16 protein-coding genes and 2 pseudogenes are annotated in these 20076 nt (G+C 41.3%); 17 read left to right on the top strand and 1 reads right to left on the bottom strand.

What is annotated here, in order from left to right:
- The first annotated feature begins 655 nt into the window (after positions 1-655).
- The 4 genes and pseudogenes from glyQ (at position 656) to AB4X21_RS02845 (ending at position 5651) form a co-directional block, all read left to right on the top strand.
- Positions 656-1573 carry a glycine--tRNA ligase subunit alpha gene (glyQ, locus tag AB4X21_RS02830; RefSeq protein WP_002886077.1) on the top strand — a complete coding sequence of 306 codons (918 nt, stop codon included), beginning with the start codon at positions 656-658 and terminating at the stop codon, positions 1571-1573.
- A 208-nt stretch (positions 1574-1781) separates the two neighbouring features.
- Entirely contained in the window at positions 1782-3818 is a 2037-nt protein-coding gene (gene glyS, locus AB4X21_RS02835) for a glycine--tRNA ligase subunit beta (protein WP_369088152.1), read from the top strand.
- A 33-nt stretch (positions 3819-3851) separates the two neighbouring features.
- The gene (locus AB4X21_RS02840) at positions 3852-4109 is read left to right on the top strand and encodes a DUF896 family protein (protein ID WP_003012632.1); all 258 of its coding nucleotides are present in this window, start codon (positions 3852-3854) and stop codon (positions 4107-4109) included.
- A 163-nt stretch (positions 4110-4272) separates the two neighbouring features.
- A pseudogene (locus AB4X21_RS02845) lies at positions 4273-5651 on the top strand (amino acid permease).
- A 104-nt stretch (positions 5652-5755) separates the two neighbouring features.
- Here the strand turns inward: AB4X21_RS02845 and AB4X21_RS02850 are convergent.
- Positions 5756-5935, bottom strand: a complete 180-nt coding sequence (locus AB4X21_RS02850) for a hypothetical protein (RefSeq protein ID WP_270300053.1) — start codon at positions 5933-5935, stop codon at positions 5756-5758.
- 150 nt (positions 5936-6085) lie between these two features.
- On the opposite strand from AB4X21_RS02850, the gene rsmH reads away from it, so the two are divergent.
- From rsmH to pepC, 13 genes and pseudogenes are all read left to right on the top strand, one after another.
- Entirely contained in the window at positions 6086-7036 is a 951-nt protein-coding gene (rsmH, locus tag AB4X21_RS02855; protein WP_270300054.1) for a 16S rRNA (cytosine(1402)-N(4))-methyltransferase RsmH, read from the top strand.
- Positions 7037-7047: 11 nt separating this feature from the next.
- Positions 7048-7383 carry a cell division protein FtsL gene (ftsL, locus tag AB4X21_RS02860; protein WP_151379208.1) on the top strand — a complete coding sequence of 112 codons (336 nt, stop codon included), beginning with the start codon at positions 7048-7050 and terminating at the stop codon, positions 7381-7383.
- On the top strand, positions 7376-9658 hold the full coding sequence (gene pbp2X / locus AB4X21_RS02865; RefSeq protein WP_118398448.1) for a penicillin-binding protein PBP2X: 2283 nt from the start codon (positions 7376-7378) through the stop codon (positions 9656-9658). The genes ftsL and pbp2X overlap by 8 nt, the downstream gene beginning before the upstream one ends.
- Before the next feature lies 1 nt (position 9659).
- Entirely contained in the window at positions 9660-10652 is a 993-nt protein-coding gene (gene mraY, locus AB4X21_RS02870; protein ID WP_070659662.1) for a phospho-N-acetylmuramoyl-pentapeptide-transferase, read from the top strand.
- A gap of 134 nt (positions 10653-10786) precedes the next feature.
- Entirely contained in the window at positions 10787-12130 is a 1344-nt protein-coding gene (locus tag AB4X21_RS02875; protein ID WP_369088153.1) for a DEAD/DEAH box helicase, read from the top strand.
- 196 nt (positions 12131-12326) lie between these two features.
- Positions 12327-13127 (top strand): amino acid ABC transporter permease, encoded by an 801-nt coding sequence (locus AB4X21_RS02880; protein WP_024054761.1) that lies wholly within the window; start codon positions 12327-12329, stop codon positions 13125-13127.
- Entirely contained in the window at positions 13127-13870 is a 744-nt protein-coding gene (locus AB4X21_RS02885) for an amino acid ABC transporter ATP-binding protein (RefSeq protein ID WP_003003991.1), read from the top strand. Before AB4X21_RS02880 ends, AB4X21_RS02885 begins: the two co-directional genes overlap by 1 nt.
- Positions 13871-13951: 81 nt before the next feature.
- The gene (locus tag AB4X21_RS02890) at positions 13952-14179 is read left to right on the top strand and encodes a DUF4059 family protein (RefSeq protein ID WP_003003995.1); all 228 of its coding nucleotides are present in this window, start codon (positions 13952-13954) and stop codon (positions 14177-14179) included.
- A gap of 58 nt (positions 14180-14237) precedes the next feature.
- A pseudogene (gene trxB / locus AB4X21_RS02895) lies at positions 14238-15144 on the top strand (thioredoxin-disulfide reductase).
- A gap of 139 nt (positions 15145-15283) precedes the next feature.
- Positions 15284-16744, top strand: coding sequence for a nicotinate phosphoribosyltransferase (locus AB4X21_RS02900; protein ID WP_369088154.1), 1461 nt, complete (start codon positions 15284-15286; stop codon positions 16742-16744).
- Positions 16741-17565 carry an ammonia-dependent NAD(+) synthetase gene (nadE, locus tag AB4X21_RS02905; protein WP_369088155.1) on the top strand — a complete coding sequence of 275 codons (825 nt, stop codon included), beginning with the start codon at positions 16741-16743 and terminating at the stop codon, positions 17563-17565. The genes AB4X21_RS02900 and nadE overlap by 4 nt, the downstream gene beginning before the upstream one ends.
- A 381-nt stretch (positions 17566-17946) precedes the next feature.
- Complete coding sequence (locus AB4X21_RS02910) at positions 17947-18498, top strand: GNAT family N-acetyltransferase (protein ID WP_049482873.1); 552 nt, start codon at positions 17947-17949, stop codon at positions 18496-18498.
- A gap of 67 nt (positions 18499-18565) precedes the next feature.
- Positions 18566-19900, top strand: a complete 1335-nt coding sequence (pepC, locus tag AB4X21_RS02915) for an aminopeptidase C (RefSeq protein WP_320910900.1) — start codon at positions 18566-18568, stop codon at positions 19898-19900.
- The last annotated feature ends 176 nt before the right edge of the window (positions 19901-20076 follow it).

Raw genomic sequence — 20076 nt, forward strand, 5'->3', positions numbered from 1 at the left:
TATTAATGAAAATCGAGGACAGTTTTGTTCTCGGTTTTTTAAAATCCTTTGATAAAACAAAAGATATCAACTTCTTGAACTTTGGTCTTTATATTTCAGAAATCTTTACCCAGTAAAAAACCAAAAGCTGTAAGTCGTCCATAAGCAAAACAAAATAGTTTGTTAGCCTAAAATCCGTATGAAACGATTGTCTCATGCGGATTTTAATTTACAAGTCATTAAAAATTTGCTATAATACTAGTCAAGAAAGAAGGGCTTACGGTGTTTTTCTAGCGAGCTTGGGATAGTGAGAGCCAAGTAGAGCAAAGTAAGCAAGTGGCGCTTTCTCTCAGTAAAAAGCTGAGTAAAGTAAGATAAAATGAAGTAATAAATTAGGGTGGAACCGCGTTTCTGACGCCCCTAGGTCACAGACTTAGGAGCGAAGACACGGTTCTTTTTGTATCCTGAGTCACAAGAAACTTTATGAAAAAGGAGTATGCAATGTCTAAAAAACTAACCTTTCACTGCGTTAGTGGCAGAGACCTCCATACAGTCGGACTGCCCCACGCTCAGCACTAGGGTGCCTGAGCTAAACGCAGTACTAACTCGTCTTGCCTCGTATGATCAACGAGGCAGACTCGTGTCGCAAGAAATCATTTAAATCAAGGAGTATTTAATGTCTAAGAAATTAACATTTCAAGAAATTATTTTGACTTTGCAACAATACTGGAATGACCAGGGTTGTATGCTCATGCAGGCTTATGATAATGAAAAAGGTGCGGGAACAATGAGTCCATATACTTTCCTCCGTGCCATTGGTCCTGAGCCATGGAATGCGGCTTATGTAGAGCCATCTCGTCGTCCAGCGGACGGTCGTTACGGGGAAAACCCAAACCGTCTTTACCAACACCACCAATTCCAAGTGGTCATGAAACCATCACCATCAAACATCCAAGAACTCTACCTTGAGTCATTGGAAAAATTGGGGATCAATCCTTTGGAGCACGATATCCGTTTCGTTGAAGATAACTGGGAAAACCCATCGACTGGTTCAGCTGGTCTAGGTTGGGAAGTTTGGTTGGATGGTATGGAAATCACTCAGTTCACCTACTTCCAACAAGTTGGTGGGTTGGCAACTGGCCCAGTAACTTCTGAGGTCACTTATGGATTGGAACGTTTGGCTTCTTACATCCAAGAAGTAGATTCTGTTTACGATATTGAGTGGGCTCCAGGCGTTAAATACGGAGAAATCTTCCTTCAACCAGAATATGAACACTCAAAATACAGCTTTGAAGTTTCTGATCAAGATATGCTTCTTGAAAACTTCGAAAAATTTGAAAAAGAAGCAGGACGTGCTTTGGAATTGGGCCTTGTTCACCCAGCCTATGACTACGTTTTGAAATGTTCGCATACCTTTAACTTGCTAGATGCACGTGGAGCAGTATCCGTTACAGAACGTGCTGGCTACATCGCCCGCATCCGTAACTTGGCACGTGTCGTAGCCAAAACCTTCGTCGCAGAACGTAAAAAACTTGGTTATCCACTTCTCGACGAAGCCACACGCGCCAAACTCCTAGCAGAAGAGGAAGAATAAAAAGAGTGTATTAGATAGGATAGGTTAATAGAGTAACCCTACAGAACCAGTTGCCACTGTGATTTAGGTATCGTTAGAGAAACTAACGATACCAGGCAAAATTGGAGACCTTAGGCTCCAATTTTAGCAATGAAACGACGAAGTCGGTTGCTTGCGTGCCAATCACATAAGGCAAACTGGAAAAAAAGATATTTTTCGGAGAAAAAACATGACAAAAAACTTATTAGTAGAACTTGGACTTGAAGAGTTGCCAGCCTACGTTGTCACACCAAGTGAAAAACAACTCGGTGAGAAGATGGCAGCCTTCTTGGATGACAACCGTCTTTCATACGAAAGCATTCAAACCTTCTCAACACCACGCCGTTTGGCTGTCCGTGTGATTGGTTTAGCAGATCAACAATCGGATTTGACTGAAGATTTTAAAGGACCTTCTAAGAAAATCGCCTTGAATGCAGATGGAAACTTCTCAAAAGCGGCTCAAGGATTCGTCCGTGGGAAAGGCTTGACGGTTGATGATATCGAATTCCGTGAAGTCAAGGGTGAAGAGTACGTTTATGTTACGAAGCACGAAGCTGGAAAACCAGCTAAAGAAGTCTTGGCTGGCGTTCCAGAGGTGCTTGCTTCATTGACCTTCCCTGTTAGCATGCACTGGGCTAACAACACCTTTGAATACATTCGCCCAGTTCACACCTTGATCGTTCTTTTGGGCGACGAAGCACTCGACCTTGATTTCTTGGATATTAAGTCGGGTCGTGTGAGTCGTGGGCACCGTTTCCTTGGACATGAAGTAGAAATTACCAATGCGGATTCTTATGAAGAAGACCTTCGCACGGTTTACGTGATTGCGGATAGCAAAGAACGTGAAAACATGATCCGTGAGCAAATCAAGGCCATCGAAGCAGAACAAGGTGTGCAAGTTCAAATCGAAGAAGGACTTTTGAATGAAGTCTTGAACTTGGTCGAATACCCAACTGCCTTTATGGGAAGTTTTGACACTAAATATTTGGACGTTCCAGAAGAAGTCTTGGTGACCTCAATGGAAACACACCAACGTTACTTTGTTGTACGTGACCTTGATGGTCAGCTTAAACCAAACTTCATCTCAGTTCGTAATGGGAATGCTGAGCACTTGGAAAATGTTATCCGAGGAAATGAAAAAGTATTGGTGGCACGTCTTGAAGATGGTGAATTCTTCTGGCGTGAAGACCAAAAACTTAAGATTGAAGACCTCGTTGCTAAATTGGCGAACGTGACCTTCCATGAAAAAATTGGTTCTCTTTCAGAACACATGGCGCGTGCTGGTGTTATTGCAGCGTCATTGGCTGAGCAAGCTGGTTTGACTGCTGAAGAAACGGCGACCGTCGCTCGTGCAACTGAAATTTACAAATTTGACCTCTTGACGGGCATGGTCGGAGAGTTCGATGAATTGCAAGGAATCATGGGTGAAAAATACGCCCTCCTCGCTGGTGAAAATGCTGCGGTAGCGACAGCTATCCGTGAGCACTACCTTCCTGATTCAGCAGACGGAGCCCTTCCAGAGACTAAGGTTGGTGCCGTTCTTGCCCTTGCAGATAAATTGGATACCCTCCTTTCCTTCTTCTCAGTTGGCTTGATTCCATCAGGTTCCAATGACCCATATGCGCTTCGTCGTGCAACACAAGGGATTGTTCGTATCTTGGATGCCTTTGGTTGGCATATCCCTATGGATGAGTTGATTGATAGCCTTTACGGACTTTCATTTGATAGCCTTTCTTATGACAATCAAGCAGAAGTGCTCAACTTCATCAAAGCGCGTGTGGACAAGATGATGGGACGCACACCAAAAGATATCAAAGAAGCTGTTCTTGCTGGTTCAAACTTTGTCGTGGCTGATATGCTGGAAGCAGCTGAAGCTCTTTCAGAAGTCGCGAAAACGGATGGTTACAAGGCGACTGTTGAGTCTCTCTCTCGTGCCTTCAACTTGGCAGAAAAAGCAGATGCTTCAGTAGCAGTCGATGCCAATCTCTTTGAAAATGATCAAGAAAAAGCCTTGGCTCAAGCAGCAGAAAGTCTGGAATTGACAGGTTCAGCTAGCGACAAATTGGCACAGCTTTTCTCTCTTAGCCCAGTCATCGATGCTTTCTTTGATAATACCATGGTGATGGCAGAAGATGAGGCGGTTAAAAACAACCGTTTGGCCCTTCTTGCAGGCCTTGTAGCGAAAGCTAACGCTGTTGCAGCCTTCAACCAATTGAACACAAAATAAGTACCTGATGACAGGTAGAAAGTAGGTTTTATTATGACACCTGAAAAAATCGCTCGTATCAATGAGCTTGCTAAAAAGAAAAAAACAGAAGGTTTGACTCCTGAAGAAGCAGTGGAACAAGCAAAACTTCGTGAAGAATACATTGAAGGTTATCGTCGTTCGGTTCGTCACCACATCGAAGGGATCAAAATTGTGGATGAAGAAGGTAACGATGTAACACCTGAGAAACTACGCCAAGTGCAACGTGAAAAAGGTTTGCATGGCCGTAGTCTCGATGACCCTAATTCATAAGCAAAAGAGTGCTGGAAGAGACTCCAGCACTCTTTTTAATCTATAAAATTCAGAATATTCTGGACTGGATTGACCAATTTTTAAAAACATGGTATAGTAGATTGTATGAAAATTTGAAGTATACTTTTCTGAAAATGTACAGAAAAAGAATTGGAGTAATTATATGTCAAAAAAACATCATCCTGGTGAAGAAACCGAAAATGGGATGGTTCGTGGTCTGCAAAATCGGCATGTTCAGCTGATCGCTATTGCAGGAACCATCGGGACAGGACTCTTTCTTGGAGCCGGTCGTTCCCTTTCTTTGACAGGGCCCTCTATTATTTTAGTCTATATGCTGACTGGCGCATTCATGTACTTGATGATGCGGGCAATCGGAGAAATGCTCTATATGGACCCTGATCAACACACCTTTATCAACTTTATCACCAAGTATATAGGAAAAGGTTGGGGTTATTTTTCAGGATGGTCCTATTGGGTCTCCTTGGTATTTTTGGGAATGGCAGAGATCACCGCTGTTTCCAACTATGTCCAGCTTTGGTTTCCAAATTGGCCAGCCTGGCAGATTCAAATTATCTTTTTAGCGCTCTTAAGTTGTGTAAACTTGATCGCTGTGAAGGTGTTTGGAGAGGTTGAATTCTGGTTTGGAATGATCAAGATTGTCACGATTTTAGCCTTGATCGCAACAGGGATCTTTATGGTGACGACGAATTTTGAAACACCTGCTGGACACGCTAGCTTAACCAATATTACCAATGGTTTTCAAATGTTTCCAAATGGTTGGGTCAAGTTCGTCATGGCCTTCCAAATGGTCTTCTTTGCTTATCAAGCGATCGAGTTTGTTGGAATTACTACTTCTGAAACAGCAAATCCCCGCCAAGTATTACCAAAAGCCATTAAAGAAATTCCAATCCGAATTGTAATCTTTTATGTAGGGGCTTTGTTGGCGATTATGGCTATTTTCCCTTGGCAACAGCTTCCCGTCAATAAATCACCATTTGTAACGGTCTTTCAGATGGTAGGAATCAAGTGGGCGAGGATTGATTAATTTTGTTGTACTGACAGTCTGCATCCTCCTTGAATTCCACCCTCTATTCAACAGGGCGTCACTTGTACCAGATTGCAAAAGAGACGCCAAACAGTAAAGTGATGAATCGTTTGAAACTGAATAGCTTATCTCGTATGGGGATTCCAAGTCGGGCGATTATTTTTTCTGCGATTGTGGTTGCTGTTTCAGCCTTTATCAATGTCTTGCCAGGTGTCTCAGATGCCTTTGCTTTGATTACGGCATCTTCTTCTGGTGTCTACATTGCTATTTACATTTTGACTATGCTTGCCCATCTTAAGTACCGTAAATCGAAAGAATTTATGCCAGATGGTTTTGTCATGCCAGCCTATAAAGTGTTGAATCCATTGACCATTGTTTTCTTCCTCTTTGTATTCGTTTGTCTCTTCTTGCAAGAATCAACATACATTGGAGCGATTGGAGCAACCATTTGGATCATTCTCTTTGGGATTTACAGTAATTGGAAACATAATCAATAAACCGCAAAACTCACCAAACGGTGAGTTTTTATTATTTCAGAGCTAGTTTGCTTTTTTTAAGGAGTTTCTTGGAGTGAATAAAAGAAAAACAGAGGTGAAAGAAATTATTTTTCTTTCATCTCTGTTTTTTGTCCTTGAATGGCTTTTTTGAGCCACCAAAGTGAGCCGACTAGGATCAGGGCAGCAAGCCAAAAAATCCAAGCCTCAATAGTAGTTATAAAAAAATAGAGAGCGATAGCATCGACCAATAAAAGTGGGATGAGAATCTGTTTTCTTATTTTCATAAGAATATTGTATCATAAATCTTATAGGAAACAAGTGATATCAAGACCTTCTAGGTATTTTGTAAGATCCGAAAAGGTCAGATAGGATTAGTTAGTGAATTTTCTTTCAGGAGTGCATCTTGGTCCCATTTGTGGTAAAATAGTAAAGATATGAGTAAAGAATTTCATCATGTAACGGTTTTGCTTCATGAAACGATCGATATGCTGGATGTTAAGCCAGATGGGATCTATGTAGACGCCACATTGGGTGGGGCAGGACACAGCGAATATTTGTTAACAAAATTAAATGAATCGGGCCATCTTTATGCCTTTGACCAAGATCAGCATGCGATTGAGAATGCTAAGATTCGTTTAGCTCCATTCATTGAGAAAGGCATGGTGACCTTCATTAAGGATAACTTTCGTCATTTGAAGGAACGTCTAAACGAATTGGGTGTGACTGAAATTGATGGAATCTGTTATGACCTAGGTGTGTCTAGTCCTCAGTTAGATGAACGGGAACGCGGATTTTCTTACAAGAAAGATGCGCCACTGGACATGCGGATGAATCAAGAAGCTTCCTTGACGGCCTATGAGGTCGTAAATAGCTACGATTACCATGATCTAGTCCGTATTTTTTTCAAATATGGAGAGGACAAATTTTCCAAGCAAATTGCGCGGAAAATTGAGCAAGCACGAGCAATTAAACCGATTGAAACGACGACTGAATTAGCAGAGATTATTAAATCTGCTAAACCAGCCAAGGAGCTCAAGAAAAAGGGCCATCCTGCTAAACAGATTTTCCAAGCCATTCGTATCGAAGTCAATGATGAACTGGGAGCTGCAGATGAATCAATTCAGCAAGCCATGGATTTGTTGGCCATCGATGGTCGTATTTCTGTGATTACCTTTCATTCGTTAGAGGATCGATTGACCAAACAATTGTTTAAAGAAGCTTCGACGGTTGAGGTTCCAAAAGGACTTCCCTTTATTCCAGATGATTTGAAACCAAAGATGGAGTTGGTCAACCGAAAACCAATTTTGCCGAGTGAAGAGGAGCTTGAGGGCAATAATCGATCCCATTCAGCAAAATTACGGGTTGCTCGAAAAATACACAAGTAAGAGGAATTGATATGGCAGCAAAAGATGAAAGAACAAGAACACAGGTACTGCAAGACCGCTTTCGCCGTTTCTCTAGAGTAGAAAAGGCATTTTATGGGTCGATTGTCCTAACAGCTGTTATTTTAGCCATTAGTATCGTCTTTATGCAGACACGGATTTTACAAGTTCAAAGTGAATTGACTGATTTGAATACGGAACTAGAAGCCAAAAAGACGGAATTGGCAGATGTTCGTCAAGAGGTCAATGAATTAACACGTTATGACCGCTTATCACAGTTGGCTAGCTCCCAAGGAATGAAGCTGCAAAAAGAAAATCGAAAAACAGTGAGTGCAAGTAGTGATGAATAAATTTAAAAAATTTTTAATCAGGTATTCGATAAAGAAACGTCGCTTGCCGGATCAGAATCGAAAACAAGTTGGGAAAAATCTCAGTGTACTGGCGATTTTCCTCTTTTTTCTCTTTCTGATTAATTTTGCAATGATTATTGGGACTGACAAAAAATTTGGTGTGACCTTATCGGATCAAGCCAAAAAAGTCCATGAGCAGACGGTTATTGTTCCTGCAAAACGTGGAACGATCTATGACCGAAATGGAGCAGTAATTGCTGAAGATGCTACGACCTATAACGTTTATGCCGTTATTGATAAAAAGTACAAATCAGCAACTGGAAAAATCCTCTATGTAGAAGAGAGCCAATTTAAAAAAGTAGCAGAAATCTTTAAGCAGTACTTAGGGATGGATGAGGATTACGTCATTCAACAGTTGTCGCAAAAGAAATTGAAACAAGTTTCTTTTGGCTCGAACGGAAACGGCATAACTTATAGCAATATGACGGCCATCCGTGAGGCCATGGAAGCGGCGAAGATTGAAGGGGTTGCCTTTACAACTAGTCCAAATCGGAGCTATAAAAATGGGGTTTTTGCCTCTCAATTTATAGGTCAGGCCTCTCTTCAAGAAGATAAAGAGGGGAATAAAACCCTGAAGGGGCAATCAGGGATGGAGAAATCCCTCGATCGTATTCTCGCTGGTCAAAATGGGGTTATCACCTATGACAAAGACCGAAACGGGAATATCGTTCCTGGTTCAGATAAGGTTTCTGTCAAAACAGAAGATGGAAAAGATGTCTATACGACCATTTCAGCAGAATTACAAACCTACCTTGAGACGCGAATGGATGTTTTCCAAGAAAAAGTAAAAGGAAAGTATGTTAGTGCGACTCTTGTGAGTGCAAAAACTGGAGAAATCCTGGCGACAACGCAACGTCCATCCTATAATGCGGATACCAAACAAGGGTTGGATCTGAAAAACTTGAAAACCTGGAATACCATCCTTTATCAAGATCAATATGAACCGGGTTCAACGATGAAGGTCATGTTATTAGCTTCGGCGATTGATCATGGAACCTTCCCAGCCTATAATGAAGTATACTACAGTAACGAACTACAAGTAAAAGATGCGACGATCCGTGACTGGGATGTCAATATGGGACTGTCTGAAGGTCGCTATATGAATATCGCACAAGGCTTTGCTTACTCAAGTAACGTGGGGATGACCCGCTTGGAGCAAAAGATGGGAAATGCTGTCTGGATGGACTACCTAACCCGCTTTAAATTCGGTCTTCCGACCCGTTTTGGAATGGGAAATGAAGCTTACGGGGGTCTTCCAGGGGATAACTATGTCAGTCAGGCCATGTCTTCCTTCGGTCAAGGGATTTCCGTCAGTCAAACCCAAATGTTACGGGCCTTTAGTGCCATCGCTAATGATGGACAAATGTTGGAGCCGAAGTTTATTAGTGCTATTTACGATAAAAAATCAGACACAGCCCGCAAATCAAAAAAAGAAGTTGTTGGAAAACCAGTTTCAGGATCAGCTGCACAACAGACACGGAACTATATGATCACCGTCGGAACAGATCCAGAGTATGGAACCTTGTACAGTGATGGACCCATCATTCAGGTACCCGGTCAAAACGTTGCGGTGAAATCAGGGACTGCCCAAATGGCGACAGATCAAGGATACTTGCAAGGAGAAAATGATTATATCTACTCGGTTGTAGCCATGACACCTGCAGAAGATCCTGAATTCATCATGTATGTGACGGTCCAACAACCAGAAGTGAAATTCTCATTCACCAGCTGGGAAGAGCTGGTCAATCCTATTTTGGAAGATGCAGTTGCTTTAAAAGACGAATTGCATCTAACATCAGAGGCACCAACTTTGGATGATGTGACCAAAGAAACGACCTACAAAATCCCTTCAGTAGAAACTCTCTCTAAGGAGTTGAATCTGAAACAAAATCTGAGCCCAGGTGCTTATTCAGAGGAATTGCGTCGCAATTTGGTGCAACCAATTGTCCTAGGAACCGGGAAAAATATCCGCAAGATGTCTGTGGATGTAGGCTCTAAAGTCAAAGCCAATCAGCAAGTATTGTTATTGACAGAAGACTTTGATGCGGTTCCAGATATGTACGGTTGGACAAAGAAAAATGCGGACATCTTTGGAGAATGGACTGGAATTGAGATTACCTATAAAGGTAGTGGAAAGAAAGTAACCAAACAAAGTGTCAAAATGAACACCTCACTTAATAAAACTAAAAAGATTACGTTAACATTAGGAGACTAAGATGTATATTGCTACGATCCTTGTATCGTTTCTATTAACAGTGGCTGCTATTCCAGCCTTTATTCGATTTTACCATCGTGCTCATATTTCTGGGCAACAAATGCACGAAGATGTGAAACAACACAAAGCGAAAGCTGGCACTCCGACAATGGGTGGAGTTGTATTTCTCATTACAGCCGTTCTAGTTAGTTTTGTCGTTACCGTATTGACTGGAAATTTCACGCGCCCTGTTCAACTGATTCTATTTATCTTGATTCTTTATGGAATTGTTGGATTTTTGGATGACTTTTTAAAAGTTTTTCGTAAGATTAATGAAGGTCTTAACCCAAAACAAAAATTGGCCCTTCAACTTGTTGGTGGAATCATCTTCTATATTTTTTCTGAACGCCACGGTGCAGGAAGCCTTTTGAATGTTTTCGGATATGAACTTTACTTGGGCTATTTCTACATTCTCTTTGCTTTATTTTGGTTGGTTGGTTTTTCAAATGCGGTCAATTTGACAGATGGGATTGATGGATTAGCCAGCATCTCCGTTGCCATTAGCCTGAGTGCCTATTCCTTTATTGCCTATATGCAAGGGAAATGGGACATTCTCTTTGTCACCTTGAGTATGATTGGGGCCTTGCTAGGATTCTTTGTCTTCAACCACAAGCCGGCTAAAATCTTTATGGGAGATGTCGGTAGTCTAGCTCTTGGAGGGATGCTTGCAGCTTTGTCAATGGCTTTGCATGTCGAGTGGACGTTGCTCTTAATTGGTCTGGTCTATGTCATTGAAACGGGTTCAGTAATGCTACAAGTGACCTATTTCAAATGGACCAAGAAACGTTACGGGGAAGGACGTCGGATTTTCCGAATGACTCCTTTCCACCATCATTTAGAATTGGGTGGCCTTTCTGGCATTGGCCGAAACTGGTCAGAATGGAAAGTGGATGCCTTTATGTGGAGCATTGCCTTAGTGACAAGTGTCGTGACTCTAGTCCTTCTCTACCTATAAAACGACGGTGGGCTTGCCCATCGTTTTTTTGCTGACTCAGAGAGACTTCGCTGGTTAGGAAAAATGACCCATAAGAGAGGCAAGAAGACAGCTTTTCTGATATAATAATAGAGATCATGAAAGGAACTGAGAAAATGAAATTTACAGAGTTTAATTTTAAGCCCTATATTCAAGAGGCACTGAAAGAAATCAATTTTAGAGAAGCAACCGAAGTACAGGAAAAACTAATTCCGATTGTCCTAGCTGGAAATGATTTGGTTGGAGAGTCAAAGACAGGTTCTGGGAAGACCCATACGTTCCTCTTGCCGATTTTTCAAACCTTAAATGAAGATAGTGAGCAAGTTGAAGCGGTCATCACGGCTCCTAGTCGGGAGTTGGCGACGCAAATTTACCAAGCTGCTCGTCAAATCGCTAGTCATTCTGACAAAGAGATTCGGATTGTGAATTATGTTGGAGGAACGGATAAAAGCCGTCAGATTGAAAAATTGCAGGTCAAACAACCACATATCGTTATTGGAACTCCAGGCCGGATCTATGATCTGGTTGCATCGGGTGATCTGGCTATTCATAAGGCCCATACTTTTGTGGTAGATGAGGCAGATATGACACTGGACATGGGATTCTTGTCTACTGTGGATAAGATTGCTTCAAGGCTTCCGCAACAACTGCAATTTTTAGTTTTTTCAGCCACCATTCCGCAAAAATTGCAGCCTTTCTTGAAAAAATATCTCTCAAACCCAGTCATGGAGCAAATTAAGACTAAGACGGTGATTTCAGATACCATCGATAATTGGCTGGTTTCCACCAAGGGTCGGGATAAAAATGAGCAAATTTACCAATTGACCAAGACCTTGCAACCTTATTTGGCCATGATTTTCGTTAATACCAAAACGAGAGCAGATGATCTCCATGCCTATTTGGTGGCTCAGGGATTGAAAGTGGCAAAGATTCACGGAGATATCCCACCACGTGAACGGAAACGGATCATGAATCAGGTTAAAAATCTTGATTTTGAGTATATTGTGGCCACAGATTTAGCGGCTCGTGGAATTGATATCGAAGGGGTGAGTCATGTCATCAACGATGCTATTCCACAAGATCTTTCTTTCTTTGTCCACCGTGTCGGTCGGACAGGGCGCAATGGTCTACCAGGTGTCGCTATTACTCTTTATCAACCGAGTGATGATTCAGATATCCGTGAACTAGAAAAAATGGGCATTCGTTTCGTACCTAAAGTCTTGAAAAATGGGGTTATTGAAGATACTTATGATCGGGATAGACGGGCCAATCGTGAGAAAAAGCAAGAGAAACTCGATATCGAAATGATTGGTCTGGTGAAGAAGAAAAAGAAAAAAATCAAACCAGGCTACAAGAAAAAAATCAAATGGGCAGTTGATGAAAAGAGGAGAAAAGCTAAGCGAGCTGAAAACCGTGCGCGTGGTCGGGCGGAACGAAAGGACAAACGTCAAACTTTCTAACCCCTTCTTTCACATGTTCAGAAGAAAACATAGATTTTCTTTATGAACTCCATAAAGAAAATCTATTAGGAACTTGTCTAAAATTATGATAGACTAAATTTGAGTAGTCTATCATTTTTCTATTTCTGTAGCAATTTTTGGAATTCCGATAGTGAATGTGATAGAATGTTTATGTTCGAGAAAGGAAGTAACAAAAATGTTTACAACTAATCTTTTAGCTGCCAACTGGTATGCTGACTTTTTAAAACACGTTCCAGATAGCAAGCTGTTTAGTTTGAGAGCCGTATTGGATGCATTTCCGGCAGTCATTGGGAAATTGCCTGTGACGATTTTATTAGCCCTAGGAGGCGCATTTTTTGGGATTATTTTTGCCATGATTTTTGCTCTGGTCAAAATTAATCGTGTACGAATTCTTTACCCGATTCAAGCTGTTTTTGTCAGTTTTTTGCGGGGGACTCCTTTGTTGGTTCAGTTGATGTTGACCTATTATGGGATTCCTCTTATTTTAAAAGCGATCAATCAGTCTTATGGAACAGCTTTTAATATTAATGCCATTCCAGCTGAGTTATTTGCAATTGTGGCTCTTGCCTTTAATGAGGCGGCTTATGCGAGTGAGACCATCCGGGCAGCCATTTTATCAGTGGATCCTGGTGAAATTGAGGCAGCGCGTAGTCTTGGAATGACCAACCGTCAAGTTTATCGCCGGATTATTATTCCCAATGCAGCAGTCGTTGCAACTCCTACTTTAATCAACTCTCTCATTGGCTTGACCAAGGGGACCTCGCTAGCCTTTAGTGCCAGTGTAGTTGAAATTTTTGCCCAAGCACGGATTATTGGGGGGAGCGATTTGAAGTACTTTGAACGCTTTATCACGGTATCGATTGTTTACTGGATTGTGAACATTCTCATTGAAATACTAGGCCGTCACATTGAACGTCGACTGGATATTGAGACTCCCGTAGCAATTGATTTACCAGATCAGGAGGTCCGGATCTAATGATTTATATTTCAGAATTATCAAAGACATTTTCAGGTCAAAAGGTTTTAAATAATCTCAGTTTGGAAATTCAAAAAGGGGAAGTCGTGGCCTTAATCGGGTCTTCGGGAGCTGGTAAATCAACCTTCTTACGCAGTTTAAACTATTTGGAAGCTCCAGACAGTGGTAGAATTAAGATTGATGATTTCGAGGTTGATTTTGAGCACATTACCCAAGATCAAATCTTGACCTTAAGAAGAAAATTGGCCATGGTGTTCCAACAGTTTAATTTGTTTGGTAGAAAAACAGCTCTTGAAAATGTGAAAGAAGGGCTCATTGTTGTGAAGGGCTTATCCGACCAAGAAGCAACGAAAATTGCTCGAGAAGAACTGGCAAAAGTCGGCTTATCGGATCGTGAAAATCACTATCCTCGTCACCTCTCAGGTGGACAAAAACAACGGGTGGCTTTGGCCCGTGCCTTGGCCATGAAACCAGAGGTTCTTTTGCTGGATGAACCGACTTCGGCCTTGGATCCAGAATTGGTTGGAGAAGTTGAAAAATCCATTGCCAATGCAGCAAAATCAGGACAAACCATGGTACTGGTCAGCCATGATATGTCTTTTGTAGCGCAAGTAGCAGATAAGGTCTTATTTTTGGATAAAGGACGGATTATTGAATCTGGAACACCAGAGGAAATCATGCAACATCCAAAAGAAGAACGGACAAAAGAATTCTTTGCTAGTTACAAACGGACCTATGTTTGATATAATAGAGGAGAGGTAAGACTCAGCTGGCGATGCTAGCTGGGTTTGTTTTCTGAAAATGTAAAAATATTTGGAGACGTGATGTTAAATAAATTATTGTCCTTATATTTACAAAGTTTAGTGACGACAACGATTTTAGTTGGGATCGCTTCTTGTATTTGGATTGGCTACCGTGCTCTTAAGAAGAAAGATAAAACAGCCAAGCAACGACAAGCCCATTTGTATGATATCCTCTTAATTGATATCATGACGATTCCTATTTTAACCTTTGCGGTCATAGGGATTTTGTTTATCTTTCAAGCACGATAATTGCAAAAAGACCGTGTTAGAATTATAATGGTTACAACAAAACAGAAAGAGGTTGAGTATGTTTGATACAGTGATTATTGGAGCAGGTCCTGCAGGGATGACTGCCCTATATGCGACGAAGCAATTTAAAAGTCGCATTAATTGAGAGAGGAATTCCAGGCGGTCAAATGAATAATACGTCTGACATTGAAAACTATCCTGGCTATGCGAATATTAGCGGCCCAGATTTGGCTGAAAAAATGTTCGAGCCTTTAGAAAATCTTGGTGTGGAACATTTGTTTGGTCAGGTAGAGCGCATCGAAGACAACGGAGCAACCAAAAAGATTGTCACAGATGATGGGGAATTTGAAGCTAAAACCGTGGTGATTGCAACAGGGTCTAACCACCGTTCATTGAATGTCCCTGGTGAAGAAGAGCTGAATAGTAGAGGGGTTTCCTACTGTGCTGTTTGCGATGGAGCTTTCTTTAGAGATGAGGATCTCTTGGTCGTTGGTGGTGGCGATTCTGCGGTAGAAGAAGCTGTCTTTTTGACTCAGTTTGCAAAAACAGTGACCATTGCCCATCGTCGTGATCAATTGCGTGCCCAAAAAGTTCTTCAAGATCGTGCCTTTGCTAATGATAAAATTCACTTTGCTTGGAATACGGTTGTTGAAGAAATTAAGGGTGAACAAAAAGTAACGTCTGTCCTTTTAAAAGATGTGAAGACAGGAGAGGTTAGAGAGCAAGCCTTCGGTGGTGTCTTTATCTATGTTGGTTTAAATCCTGTCAGTGATTTTGCGACAGAACTTGGTATTTTAGATGAAAATGGCTGGGTGATCACGGATGATCATATGAGAACCACAGTCCCTGGTATTTTTGCAGTTGGCGATGTTCGTCAAAAAGATTTGCGTCAAGTGACGACAGCTGTCGGAGACGGTGCGATTGCTGGCCAAGAAGTTTATAAATATATCACAGAAAACTTTTAATCAAAAAAAATCTGAGCTTCCTGTCTCAGATTTTTTTCATGCTTTCCTTTCAGTATTCAATAGGGCTGAAATGTGCTATAATGGTACTAATTTTATGGTAGGAATTCATAGAACAAATCAATAAAAAAGAGGTATACATATGTATCCAGATGACAGTTTAACCTTACATACTGATTTATACCAAATCAACATGATGCAAGTCTATTTTGATCAAGGTATCTACAATAAACATGCCGTTTTTGAAGTATTTTTCCGTAATCAACCTTTTAAAAATGGCTATGCTGTTTTTGCTGGTTTGGAGCGAATTGTGAAATACTTAGAAAACTTGAATTTTTCTGAGAGTGATATTGCCTATTTAGAGTCACTTGGTTATCATGGGGCCTTCTTGGAATATCTTCGTGATCTCAAGTTGGAACTGACAGTACGCTCAGCTCAAGAAGGAGACCTAGTCTTTGCCAACGAACCAATTGTTCAGGTAGAAGGACCTCTAGCTCAGTGTCAATTGGTGGAAACAGCTCTCTTGAATATCGTCAACTTTCAAACCTTGATAGCCACAAAGGCTGCTCGTATTCGTTCAGTGATTGAAGATGAGCCCTTGATGGAATTTGGAACACGCCGTGCGCAAGAAATGGATGCTGCCATTTGGGGAACTCGTGCGGCAGTCATCGGAGGGGCCAATGGAACTAGTAATGTTCGTGCAGGAAAACTCTTTGGAATCCCAGTTTTAGGAACACATGCCCATTCTCTTGTACAGGTATACGGAAATGATTACCAGGCCTTTAAGGCTTACGCGGAAACCCATAAAGATTGTGTCTTCCTCGTAGATACCTATGATACCCTTCGTATTGGGGTACCAGCAGCTATTCAGGTAGCGCGTGAAATGGGAGAGAAGATCAATTTCCTAGGCGTCCGGATTGACTCAGGAGATATTGCCTATATTTCTAAAAAGGTTCGCCAGCAATTAGATGAGGCTGGGTTTACAAATGCTAAAATCTACGCTTCTAATGACTTGGATGAAAATACCATCCTCAACTTAAAAATGCAAAAAGCAAAAATTGATGTTTGGGGTGTAGGAACCAAGTTAATTACAGCTTACGATCAACCAGCGCTTGGGGCGGTATACAAAATTGTTTCTGTTGAAAATGATAAAGGAGAGATGATCAATACCATCAAGCTTTCCAATAATGCCGAAAAAGTTTCTACTCCAGGTAAAAAGCAAGTCTGGCGGATTACTAGCCGTGAAAAAGGCAAGTCAGAAGGGGATTACATCACATATGATGGCGTGGATGTTTCACAATTGACAGAACTAAAAATGTTCCATCCGACTTATACCTACATCAATAAAACGGTCCGAAACTTTGAAGCCATTCCTCTTTTAGTGGATATTTTTAAAGAGGGTCAATTGGTTTATCAACTACCAACATTATCAGAAATTCAAGAATATGCTCGTAAAAATTACGATCAATTGTGGGATGAATACAAGCGTGTCCTCAATCCACAGCATTACCCGGTTGACTTGGCCAAAGATATCTGGCAGGACAAGATGGACCTGATCGAGAAAATGCGTAATGAGACCAATGGAGAAGGAGAAGCAAAATGAGTTTGCAAGAAGAGATTATCCAACAATTGGGTGTCAAGCCAAGCATTGATTCTCAAGAAGAGATTCGCCGCTCGGTTGATTTCTTAAAAAGATATCTAAAAAAACATCCCTTCTTAAAAACATTTGTATTAGGGATCTCAGGAGGACAAGATTCGACTCTGGCTGGGCGATTAGCTCAATTAGCCATGGAAGAAATGCGAGCTGAAACAGGAGATGCCTCCTATCAATTTATTGCTGTTCGTCTTCCTTATGGGGTACAGGCAGATGAAGCAGATGCACAAAAAGCATTGGCCTTTATCCAGCCGGATGTTAGTCTAGTTGTGAATATCAAGAAGTCTGCTGACGAAATGGTACGAGCAGTAGAAGCGACTGGAACAGAGGTTTCTGATTTTAACAAAGGCAATATTAAGGCTCGCAGTCGCATGATTGCTCAGTATGCCCTAGCTGGAGCACGGAGTGGAGCGGTGATTGGTACGGATCATGCTGCAGAAAATATTACTGGTTTCTTCACAAAATTTGGAGATGGTGGTGCAGATATTTTGCCCCTTTTCCGTTTGAATAAACGCCAAGGAAAACAATTGCTTAAGGACTTAGGAGCCGATCCTGCTCTTTATGAGAAAATCCCAACAGCAGATTTGGAAGAAGAAAAACCAGGAATAGCAGATGAAGTAGCACTGGGTGTTACCTATAATGAAATTGATGATTACCTAGAAGGCAAACAAGTGAGCCCAGAAGCTCAAGCAACTATTGAAAAATGGTGGTACAAAGGCCAACACAAACGCCACTTGCCAATCACAGTATTTGATCATTTTTGGGAGTAAAAAGGTCCAGTGGACCTTTTTAGCCCGAGTCTTAAAATAGGAAAACGAGGTAGAAATCGGTAACTCGTAGAGTTCGATTTCCTAGTCTCACCCCCGCAAGGCTGTCTAGATTTGAAAGGTGCTCAAAGAGCTCCGTTCAAATCAGCCAGCTACTGCGTCAATGTATCATTGAAAAGCTCATGGATGAGGTGGAGACAAATAGAATTTTTCTATTAATACTAGACAGAAATCGGTAACTCGCAGAGTTCGATTTCGTAGTCTCCCCATACAATATTGTGAAAAGCATCAAAAAGAAGGGCGGTTTCATCCGTCCTTTTCTTCTAGATTAAAGTAACCAACTTGCAACGTTCAAGTTGCATAAAAAATGAAGGGAGACAATCTATGAATCATCTTGGAAGTCTTGTCATAGAGACAGAGCATTTATACTTGAGGCCTTTCGTTTTGGAGGATGCACCAGCGATGTTTGAAAATTGGGCTTCTGATCCTGAAACCCTGAACTATGTCACCTGGGATGCCCATGCATCTACTGAGAGAACCAGAGAATCGATCAAAAGATGGATCGAACAGTATCTTAAACCAGATACTTATAAATGGGCGCTCTGTTTGAAAACATCACCGGAACAGGTAATTGGAGATATTAGTGTGGTTTCTCAAGACCAGGAAAGTCAATCATGCGAGCTAGGTTATATCCTTGGCAAGAAATTCTGGGGGCAGGGATTCATGACAGAAGCCGTCATAGCTGTTTTGGATTTCTTATTGAACAAAGTTGGATTTAAAGAAATCAAAGCCACTTATGTCAGTTTAAATCCTGGCTCAGGGAAAGTCATGGAAAAGGCAGGAATGCAGTATGTAGAAACCATCCCTCATGCCATTCAACGCAAAGGATATTGCGGAGATAAAATCATCTATTCTAAACAGAATCCCTCTCTATAGGGTGATTTTTACTTGAAGATTCTGCTCAAAGGATTATAATAGTAAATAACGAAAAAAGGAGATTGCTATGTCAGAATTAACGAAAGAATTTACAGACCAGCTCTATGCTAATTATGAAGCAAATGTGAAATATGCGGCTCTTGAAAATGCTGTTACCCACAATGGGATCCATGCATCGCTTGAAACGCGCAAGAGTGCAGTAGAAAATACACCAGTTTTTTCACTTGATTTGACCAAGGATAAGGTGACAAACCAAAAAGCATCTGGGCGTTGTTGGATGTTTGCGGCTTTAAATACCTTCCGTCACAAGATGATTTCAAGCTTCCAATTGGAGGATTTTGAATTGTCTCAAGCACATACTTTCTTTTGGGATAAGTATGAAAAATCAAACTGGTTTTTGGAGCAAGTGATTGCTACAGCAGACCAAGAATTGACCAGCCGTAAGGTGGCTTTTCTCCTACAAACCCCACAACAAGATGGCGGTCAATGGGATATGGTGGTATCCCTCTTTGAGAAATACGGAGTGGTTCCAAAATCAGTTTATCCAGAATCGATTTCTTCAAGCAATAGCCGGGAATTGAACACCTACCTCAATAAACTCTTGCGTCAAGATGCGCAAATCTTGCGTGATTTGATTCACTCAGGCGCAGATAGTGAGGCAGTTGCGAGCAAGAAACAAGCGTTGTTGCAAGAAATCTTTAACTTCTTGGCTATGTCTTTAGGATTGCCTCCGCGTGAATTTGACTTTTCATACCGTGATAAGGACAACCAATTCCATAGCGAAAGTGACTTAACTCCACAAAGCTTCTACAAAAAATATGTAGACCTTCAATTAGACGATTATGTCTCTATTATCAATGCCCCAACTACAGATAAGCCATATGGAAAATCATACACCGTTGAGATGTTGGGCAATGTTGTAGGTAGCCGTTCAGTTCGCTACCTAAATGTTCCAATGGATCGTTTGAAAGAATTAGCCATTGCTCAAATGAAAGCAGGAGAAACTGTCTGGTTTGGTTCAGATGTAGGTCAAGTCAGCAACCGCAAAGCAGGAATCCTGGCAACCGATGTCTACGACTTTGAAGCGGGTATGGATATTCATTTAACACAAGACAAAGCCGGTCGCTTGGACTATGCTGAAAGTCTAATGACACACGCTATGGTCTTGACAGGGGTTGATTTAGACGAAGCTGGTCAGTCTCGTAAATGGAAGGTTGAAAATTCATGGGGGGACAAGGTCGGTACAGATGGTTACTTTGTGGCTTCTGATGCATGGATGGATGAATATACCTACCAAATCGTAGTTCGTAAAGAATTCTTAACCTCAGACGAATTAGCAGCCTATGAAGCAGAACCAATTGTCCTAGCACCGTGGGATCCAATGGGAGCTTTAGCAAAATAATGATATAGAAAAGAGCTGAAAGGCTCTTTTCTTGTATACTCAAAAATTAAAAAGCTGGAATGTCTAACTAAATAAATCAGATTTATTAGTGTTGTTTTTAAAACAAGAACAGAAGGTTCTGATGTTTCAATCATTGTTTAAAAAAAGCCGGGTGAAAAGCCCGACTTCTCCATTAT

The sequence above is a fragment of the Streptococcus sp. CP1998 genome (assembly GCF_041026655.1).
Lineage (GTDB): Bacteria > Bacillota > Bacilli > Lactobacillales > Streptococcaceae > Streptococcus > Streptococcus dentalis.